The following is a 7,891-nucleotide window of genomic DNA, read 5'->3' as shown; positions in this document are numbered from 1 at the left end:
CCCCCCCCCCCCCCCCCCCCCCCCTCCCGCCCCCGCCCCCCCCGAGACCCACACTGTTCGCATTTCGTCGGCAGCGTCAGATGTGTATAAGAGACAGATGCGGGGTGGCAAGCCTGCCGAAGGACAGGCTTGCTTCGTTGTCTAGCTCGCCGTGATGTTTGAGTGAAGCGCGCAGCGCGCAACGAGTTTCACGGCGCACCCCGCATCCCGCCCAACGCAGGTCGCCCGCAGCGAAGCGAAGGGTCGTGGGCAGTGCGGGGCGCGCTTCTTTGCCTACTTTCTTATCGCGCGATAAGAAAGTAGGTCGGCCGCCGGGCCGAAACCCGGCCCCGAAAAACAACCACCCGGCAGGGGCAAAAAGCAGACCAACAGCCAGACTCAAACAGCAGCCAGCAGCCGAATCCCAGCAGAACCATCCCGCTCCAACTGCTCAACCAACCCAAGCTCCCAATCCAGATAAGCCCGAAACCCCGCATCCCTCAACCCCAGATCCCGATGCCCATAAGGGCTGTACCACTGGTCATCATCCCCCGTCAGCACATCCGCATCCCCCTGCCCCAGCGGCAGCCCGGCAGCAGCCCAGGCAGAAGTGCCGCCAACGACGGAGCGCACATCGCGCCCCGTGCGCGCCGCCAGTTCGGCCGCCACGCTGCGCGCCAGCACGCCGTCCGGCGAGGTGAGCACCACGACCTGGGCCGGCGGCAGGGCCTGCACGAAGGAGGGCAGACGGTCAGGCACGGCAAAGCGCGCACCGGCGATGTGCTGCTTCTCGAAGGCGGGCCGGCTGTCCACGTCGAAGACGATGGCCCGGCCTTCGCCCAGCAGTTCCTGCGCCTGCTGCACGGACAGCTGGGGCGCGGGTGCGTGGGAGGCGAGCACGCGCACGGGTTCGGCGCCGACCTCCAGGGTGGCCAGCGCGGGCGGAACGTAGGTGAAGACTTCCCAGCCCAGCTGGGCCAGCCAGGCGCCGGTGGTGAGGGCGCGCACGCCGTCCCAGTCGGCCAGCACGATGCGTGCGCCGCGCGTGGCCGCGTATTCGTCGGTGGCCTGCACGAGTTGGCCGCCCGGCGCCCAGCGCCAGCCGGGCAGGTGGCCGGCCTGGTATTCCTCGCGGGTGCGCACGTCGAAGCGGTAGAGCGTGCGTTCGGTGGCTTCGGACTCGAAGCGGGCCAGTTCGGCCGCATCAATGGATTGCACGCCCGCGCGCTGTGCCACGCTGGCTGCGCGTTCGCGTGCCGTGGCCAGGGCGACGGCGCCGGGCTCGGGCAGCGGGGTACGGCGGCCATGGGCCAGCCTGCGGCCGGTGAGCAGCCAGTCCATGGTGCCGTTGCGCAGCGAGACGACCTGGTTGGGGATGCCGGCGTCGATCAGGGTCTGCGCGCCCACGATGGAGCGCGTGCGGCCCGCACAGTTGACGACGACCAGGGTTTGCGGGTCCGGGGCGATTTCGCCGATGCGGTAGACCAGTTCGGCCCCCGGCACGCTCAGGGCAAAGGGCAGGCTGAAGGCCGCGAATTCCTCGGGCGTGCGGCTGTCGACGACGACGATGTTGTCGCCGCGCTGCACGCGCGCGCCCAGCTCGTCCGAGGTGATCCAGGGCGTGTGCTTTTCATGCTCGATGACTTCGCCGAAGGCCTTGCTGGGCACGTTGGTGCCGCTGAAGATTTCCAGCCCCTCGGCCGCCCAGCCTTCGGTGCCGCCTTCCAGCACGGAGACATTGGGCCAGCCCAGGCGCACGAGCTTGGCGGCGGCTTCATGGGCCAGCGTGCCGTCGCCATCCACCAGCACGATGCGCGTGCCCCGGCGCGGCACCAGGCGGTCGATGAGCTGCTCAAGCCGCCAGGCCGGGGCGGGCGCCGCGAACAGGATGTGGCGGTGCGCGAAGACACCGGCCTCGCGCACGTCGAGCACGGCGATTTCCTCGCCGTCGGCCAGGGCCTGCCGCAGCGCGGCGGGCGTGACCAGCGCATGGCGAATCGACTTGGGCGGGCCGAAGGTGCGGAACGTGCCGCCCTCCAGGCCCTCGAAGACCACGCGCTCGGGCATGCGCTCCAGGCCGCGCCCGTAGAAGTGCAGGTGCAGGCCGGGTTCCTCGCCGATCAGCTCGATGGTGTGCACATCGGTGGGCGTGAGCACCACCGAGGTTCCGCTGCCCACATCGACGCTGCGCCCCACCGCCAGGGTGTCGCGCAGCGGGTCGTCGGTCTTGCCGCGTGTGAAGAACACGTTGCGCTCCACGCCTTCGACGCCCGCGATGATGGCCCAGGTGGTGTGGTCATGCGGCGGCTGGGACTTGCCCGGCAGGCCGGTGGACAGGTACAGCGCATAGCGCCCGCCCAGGTCTTCGCTGAGGCGGTAGACCTGGGCCGGGTTGCTGGCCGAGACGGGGAAGTGCGCATGCGGGAACAGTTCGCGCTGCAGGCCCAGCGCCTCCAGCTCGCGGGCCACGGCCTGCAGTTGCTCGGGCGTGGCCCGCTCGGGATCGGGGAGCAGGCGCCGGGCCGTGGCGATGAAGCCGGTGATGGCGGCTGCGCGGCGGCTGGCCACGTCGCTGCCGCTGAAGTCGATGGAGAGATGGGTCTGTGTCATGGGAGTGCCTGGGAGGACGTTCGCGGGAGGACACGAAGTTAGGCCTCTCCCGCCCCGGCGCCAACGACGCATTGCAGATATGGATATGAGCTTTGGGCACTGCGCGCGCATGCGTGGCGCAAGCGTGACGCACGTTGTGCGGCAGCCGCATATGCATAGCCGCAATGCTTAGTTCACGCCGCGCCAGGAGCCTCCCAGACTGCGGGCATCGACTCTCTGCACTCCGGCACTCCCATGATCCGCACCCCGTCTGCGCTGCGCGCACTGCTGCTTCCCCTGTTCTCCGCCCTGGCCCTGCACGCGCCTGCGGCCCTGGCCTCGGCCGACAGCTTTCCGAACAAGCCGGTGCGCATCATCGTGCCCGTGGCGCCCGGGGGCAGCGCCGACAAGCTCACGCGCACGCTGGCCGACAAGCTGGCCGCGCTGTGGGGCCAGTCGGTGGTGGTGGAGAACGTGGCCGGGGCCAGCGGCACCATCGGCGCGGCCAAGGTGGCCAAGGCCGCGCCCGACGGCTACACCCTGCTGCAGCAGGGCGAGGGCCTCACGCTCAACGGCCTGCTGTTCGCCCAGTTGCCCTACGACACGCAAAAGGCCTTCACGCCCATCATCAAGGCCGTGGTCAATCCGCAGGTGCTGGTGGTCAACCCCGCCACGGGCCTGAACACGCTGGGCGACTACCTGGCCCGCGCCAAGGCCAAGCCGCAAAGCATCAGCCTGGGCCTGCCCGGCAATGGCGGCATTGCCCATGTGGCGCATGAAATCCTCACGCAGGAGACGGGCGCCAAGGTCAACTACATCCCCTACCCGGGCGGTGGTCCCGCCTCGCTGGACGTGCTGGGCGGCCATACCGACGCCACGCTGATCACGCTGGCCGCCGTGACCGAGTACGTGCGCGCCGGCAAGCTGCGCGCCCTGGCCGTGACCACGCCCTACCGCTCCGACGCCCTGCCCCAGGTACCCACCATGGCCGAGGCCGGCGTGCCCGGCTTCTCGGTGGAAAGCTGGCAGGGCTACTTCGCGCCGGCCGGCACGCCCGCGCCCATCGTCGCCAAGATCAACCGCGACCTGCAGACCGTGCTGCAGGCCCCCGATGTGCGCGCCCAGCTGGAGCACATGGGCTTCAAGGTGGCGGGCGGCTCACCGGCCGACCTGGGCCAGAGCCTGCAAAGCGAGCGCCCGCGCTACGCCCGGGCGATTCAGTCGGCGGGGCTGTCGCTGCGCTGAGGCTGGCCCACGGTTGCGGCCACGGCGATCTGCATGGGTACGAAGGCCACGCCATTCTTCTCCAGGGGCGCGCTGGTGGCCCGAAAACCCAGCCTTTCGTAGGCGGGTACGGCAAACGGCGTGGAGTTGACGGTGACGCTGCCGGCGTCCGGGTGGATGGCAGGCTGCAGCGCCTGCCACAGCCGCCTGGCCAGTCCCTGCCGCTGGAACGGCAGGCCAACGAACAGATGAAACAGATGGCGCCCGTCACGCAGGGCCGCCATGCCTGCCAGGGCATCGCCCTGCCTGGCAACGATGAAGAGGTAGCGGGGGTCCTGCAGGTAGGCCTGGAACGCCTGCGGCCCCAGGGCCTTCAGGAATTCCTGCGCGCCCTGGCTGCCGGAGTCCAGGGTGAAGAGGTGCGACACGCTGGAGACCAGCGCGCTGATCTCTTCGGCGTCTTCGATGTGTGCGGGACGAATGTGCATGGGAAAGGTTCAAGGGCCGGAGGTGCAAGGGCCGGAGGTGCAAGGGCCGGAGGTGGAAAGGCCACGGGGCCTGTCCCCGGTCCCTCCCCCGCAAGCCTCTCAGTAGGCGGCAGGCCGATTGTCCAGGCGCCATTTCTCCCCCTCGGGCGTGCCTGGCACGGGCGGGCGCAGGCCCTGGATGCTCCACAGGCTGAAGGGCGTCTCGTCCACATGCATCTCCCAGCGCAGGCCACGGTCGGCAATGAAGGGAGACAGTTGCCGCCGCACGCCTTCCAGGAACCGTGTCTTGGTCTCCTCGTCGCGTATCTGCCGCGCGATGTGGTCCACGGAGATGCGCACGAAATCATCCGCAGGCTCGCCGCCGATGAAGAACGAAGTGCGGGCGACGGCCTCGAACACCACGCCCACGTAAAAGCGCGGCAGGTCGCCGTAGACGGCCGTGATGCGCTGGGCGATGGCCTGTTTGTCTTCATCGCTGAAGGCGTTTTCGGGGTGGTAGATCTTCCACAGGGGCATGGTTTTCTCCGGGTGCAAAAAAGAGGAGGTTTCGGGAAATCCGGGCTGGCGACACGGCGGGCCGTCAGGCGGGCTGGCCTGCATCCGCGCCCTGGTAGCGCGCTGCCGGCACGCCGCTGAGCGTCAGCGCCTTGACGAGATTGGCGCGCGATTGGTCAAAGTCCAGCCAGGCGGTCGTGCTACCCAGCGTGGGAAAGCAGATGGCCTCGCCCTGGTCGAGTGCGACCAGGGCCGTATCCACCAAGGACTCGGGCGACATGAACAGATGCTCGGGAAACGGCGCGGGCTTGCCGCCGAAGAATTCGGAGTGCACCAGGCTGGGCATCACCGCCTGCACCATGACGCCGCTGGAAGCGAGCTCGGCCTGCAGCGAGCGCGTGAAGTTCAGCACATAGGCCTTGGAGGCGCCGTAGCTGGAGGCGCCCGGCACCGGCATCACGGCCAGGATGGAGCCGATGTTGATCAGCGTGCCCCGGCCGCGCGTGGCGAACAGCCGCGCCGCCGCCAGCGACAGCCGCGTCAGCGCATGGATGTTGACCATGACCATGCGATCGACCTCGCCTGCATCCACCTGGGCGGCCGGGCCCAGGGCGCCCAGGCCGGCGCAGTTCACCAGCATGCGGATGTCACGCTCACCCGACAGCAGCGCCGCCACGCGCTGCAGGCCGGCGGCGTCAGCAAGGTCGGCGGCCACTACCTCCACCTCGCGGCCATGCGCGCTGCGCAGGCGCTGCGCCAGCGCCTGCAGCCGGTCCTCGCGGCGGGCCACCAGGATCAGGGAATGGCCCCTGGCGGCCAGGCGGTCTGCGTAGACGGCGCCAATGCCGGATGAGGCGCCAGTGACGATGGCGGTGCCTTGATGCGTGCTCATGAAGGAAGTCCTTGCTTGAAAAGCCGTGGTTGATAGTGGCTCCAAATATAAACTCCAATTATTAGAGTTACAAGCGCGCAATCCACCTTTGCGGGCCGGGCTTGCGTTTTGCTGAGACACTCCAGGCCTGCGACAACCGCGAACACACAAGGGAAACCCCATGCGATCCAAGAGCTTCGAGGGCATGGCCTGCTCGATCGCCACCGCGCTGGAGGCCGTAGGCGACCGCTGGGCCATGCTGGTGCTGCGCGACCTGATGCTGGGCCTGAGCCGCTATGACGACCTGAGAAAGTCCACGGACATCACCAATGCCACGCTGACCGACCGCCTGCGCCAGCTGGAGCAGACCGGCCTGGTCGAGCGCCGCCTCTACCAAAGCGGCCCGGACCGCTACGAGTACCTGCTCACGCCCAAGGGCCGCGACCTGTCCCTGGTGATCCAGGCGCTGGCCCAGGTCGGCGACCGGTGGCGCCTGCAGCAGCAGGCCCAGCCGCCCATGCGCTTTGTGCGCGCGCAATCGGGCACGCCCCTGCGGCTGGCGCTGGTGGAGGAGGAATCGGGCCAGAGCGTGCCCTTTTCCGAGCTGCGCGTGGAGGCCGGCCCCGGCGCGGACGACCTGACGCGCTGGCGGCTGTCCAAGCTGGCCGCGCAGGCCAGGACGCCGGCAGCGGCCCCCGGCGCGGATTGAGACCGGCCATGGCCGCGCCCCTACCCGGCAAGCGCCCGCAGCGCGCCCTGACCTACCGCCGCCACTGCGCGCTGGGCGGCGTGGAGATTCTCAGCGGCCATGCCGTGCAGCACCGCTATCCGCGCCACTTCCACGACACCATGGGCATTGCCGTCATCCACGGCGGGCGCGAGCTGTGCTGGAGCCGGGGCGCCGAGCGCGAGTTCACGGGTGGCGATATCGCGCTGTTCAACGCCGGCGAGATCCACGACGGGCGCCCGGGCGGCGAGCAGGGCTGGACCTACGACATGCTGCATGTCGAGCCCGCCCGCATGCACGCGCTGCTGGGCGTGCGCGATGGCTGGTTCGACGCCGTCAGCCTGCGCGACCCGCAGACCCGGGCCTGCGCCCGGCAGTTGCTGCAAGGCCCGCAGGACGGCCTGGCCGCCGACGAGGCCCTGCTGGCGCTGCTGCGCCGCGTGGTGCACAGCTCCGGCCGGCCGCATGCGCCCGATGGCGCCAGCGCGGCGCTGCTGCGCGAGTTCATCGACGCCCATGCGGACCAGGAGCTGGGCGCCGCGCGGCTGGCCGCCGTCTGCGGGCTCAGTCCCGAGCACGCCATCCGCAGCTTCAGCCGCCGCTACGGCATCACGCCCCATGCCTACCACCAGGCCCGCCGCGCCGAAAGCGCCCGCGGCCTGCTGCGCGGCACGCTGGCGCTGAGCGAGGTGGCACTGTCGCTGGGCTTCTACGACCAGAGCCATTTCTCCAACTGGTTCCGCCGCGCGCATGGCGTGGCGCCTTCGCAGTACCGCCAGGCCATGCGGCCCTGAGCGGCCTTGAGCGGCACGGCCTGATCAATTCCGTCCAAGACCGCGCGCTGCGGCCTGCCTAAGCTGCCACTCCTCGACAGACAGGAGTGGTGGATGAAGACCCGGACCGTTGGATTTTTCGTCTTTGATGGCGTGGTGCTGCTGGAGTTTGCAGGGCCGCTGCAGGTATTCGACGTGGCCGCGCGCGTGGCCGTGCGGCGCGGGCTGGCGGCCTCGCCCCCGTTTCAGCCCGTGGTGATCAGCCGCAGCGGCGCCGCCGTGCGCACGCGCGAAGGCGTGGGCATCCAGGCACAGGCCAGCCTGCAGGACCATCCCCCGCTGGACCTGGTGATCGTGGCCGGCGGCGCCCTGCAGGCCGAACTGGCCGCACCCGAGGTCGCCGCCTGGCTGCGGCAGGTGGCCGGCAGCAGCGAGGTGACGGGCTCCGTCTGCGTGGGCTCCTTCCTGCTGGGGCGGGCAGGGCTCCTGGACCAGCGCGAGGCCACCACGCACTTCGAGGACACGGAAGACCTGCGCGCCATTGCGCCGGCCGCCCGCGTGAGCGCCGACAGGCTGTGGATCGATGAGGGCGCCATCGTCACCTCGGGCGGTTTTGCGGCGGGCATCGACATGGCCCTGCACCTGGTGGAGCGCCTGCTGGGCGCGGAGATCGCGGCCGAGACGGCGCGCCAGCTCGAATACCGGCGGCGCGATGCCGCCGACCGGCAAGCGTGACGGGGCCATG

General features: G+C 70.0%; 8 protein-coding genes. 4 read left to right on the top strand and 4 right to left on the bottom strand.

Translation table 11 applies throughout. The features are described from left to right. Window positions 1-378: 378 nt before the first annotated feature. Window positions 379-2,589: a rhodanese-like domain-containing protein gene (locus JHD82_RS18675; RefSeq protein WP_199138045.1), complete on the bottom strand. Its 2,211-nt coding sequence runs from the start codon at window positions 2,587-2,589 to the stop codon at window positions 379-381. Between the two features lie 234 nt (window positions 2,590-2,823). Between JHD82_RS18675 and JHD82_RS18670 the strand changes: the two genes are divergently transcribed. Further along, window positions 2,824-3,813: a tripartite tricarboxylate transporter substrate binding protein gene (locus JHD82_RS18670; RefSeq protein ID WP_012207573.1), complete on the top strand. Its 990-nt coding sequence runs from the start codon at window positions 2,824-2,826 to the stop codon at window positions 3,811-3,813. Here JHD82_RS18670 and JHD82_RS18665 read toward each other — a convergent pair. From JHD82_RS18665 to JHD82_RS18655, 3 genes are all read right to left on the bottom strand, one after another. Next, a complete protein-coding gene (locus JHD82_RS18665) occupies window positions 3,786-4,280 on the bottom strand; it encodes a GNAT family N-acetyltransferase (RefSeq protein ID WP_199138043.1) in 495 nt (164 codons plus the stop codon). The two genes, JHD82_RS18670 and JHD82_RS18665, sit on opposite strands and share 28 nt — an antisense overlap. A gap of 99 nt (window positions 4,281-4,379) precedes the next feature. Further along, complete coding sequence (locus JHD82_RS18660; protein ID WP_043824385.1) at window positions 4,380-4,796, bottom strand: tautomerase family protein; 417 nt, start codon at window positions 4,794-4,796, stop codon at window positions 4,380-4,382. A gap of 64 nt (window positions 4,797-4,860) precedes the next feature. Further along, on the bottom strand, window positions 4,861-5,667 hold the full coding sequence (locus tag JHD82_RS18655; RefSeq protein WP_123695739.1) for an SDR family oxidoreductase: 807 nt from the start codon (window positions 5,665-5,667) through the stop codon (window positions 4,861-4,863). Window positions 5,668-5,827: 160 nt separating this feature from the next. Between JHD82_RS18655 and JHD82_RS18650 the strand changes: the two genes are divergently transcribed. The 3 genes from JHD82_RS18650 (at window position 5,828) to JHD82_RS18640 (ending at window position 7,881) form a co-directional block, all read left to right on the top strand. Beyond that, window positions 5,828-6,355 (top strand): helix-turn-helix domain-containing protein, encoded by a 528-nt coding sequence (locus JHD82_RS18650; RefSeq protein WP_012207577.1) that lies wholly within the window; start codon window positions 5,828-5,830, stop codon window positions 6,353-6,355. Window positions 6,356-6,363: 8 nt separating this feature from the next. Next, a complete protein-coding gene (locus JHD82_RS18645; protein ID WP_199138041.1) occupies window positions 6,364-7,167 on the top strand; it encodes an AraC family transcriptional regulator in 804 nt (267 codons plus the stop codon). A 93-nt stretch (window positions 7,168-7,260) separates the two neighbouring features. After that, a complete protein-coding gene (locus tag JHD82_RS18640; RefSeq protein ID WP_013800573.1) occupies window positions 7,261-7,881 on the top strand; it encodes a GlxA family transcriptional regulator in 621 nt (206 codons plus the stop codon). Window positions 7,882-7,891 lie beyond the last annotated feature (10 nt).

Source organism: Delftia sp. ASV31, from assembly GCF_016428765.1.
Classification (GTDB): Bacteria; Pseudomonadota; Gammaproteobacteria; order Burkholderiales; family Burkholderiaceae_C; genus Comamonas; species Comamonas acidovorans.
The sequence above is the reverse complement of the archived record's forward strand: the minus strand, read 5'-3'. Positions and strand labels throughout refer to the sequence as shown.

What these genes read in the sequence shown, in the direction of transcription:
- JHD82_RS18675 (WP_199138045.1), bottom strand. Translation starts at nt 2,589, where the DNA reads ATGACACAGACCCATCTCTCCATCGACTTCAGCGGCAGCGACGTGGCC.
- JHD82_RS18670 (WP_012207573.1), top strand. Translation starts at nt 2,824, where the DNA reads ATGATCCGCACCCCGTCTGCGCTGCGCGCACTGCTGCTTCCCCTGTTC.
- JHD82_RS18665 (WP_199138043.1), bottom strand. Translation starts at nt 4,280, where the DNA reads ATGCACATTCGTCCCGCACACATCGAAGACGCCGAAGAGATCAGCGCG.
- JHD82_RS18660 (WP_043824385.1), bottom strand. Translation starts at nt 4,796, where the DNA reads ATGCCCCTGTGGAAGATCTACCACCCCGAAAACGCCTTCAGCGATGAA.
- JHD82_RS18655 (WP_123695739.1), bottom strand. Translation starts at nt 5,667, where the DNA reads ATGAGCACGCATCAAGGCACCGCCATCGTCACTGGCGCCTCATCCGGC.
- JHD82_RS18650 (WP_012207577.1), top strand. Translation starts at nt 5,828, where the DNA reads ATGCGATCCAAGAGCTTCGAGGGCATGGCCTGCTCGATCGCCACCGCG.
- JHD82_RS18645 (WP_199138041.1), top strand. Translation starts at nt 6,364, where the DNA reads ATGGCCGCGCCCCTACCCGGCAAGCGCCCGCAGCGCGCCCTGACCTAC.
- JHD82_RS18640 (WP_013800573.1), top strand. Translation starts at nt 7,261, where the DNA reads ATGAAGACCCGGACCGTTGGATTTTTCGTCTTTGATGGCGTGGTGCTG.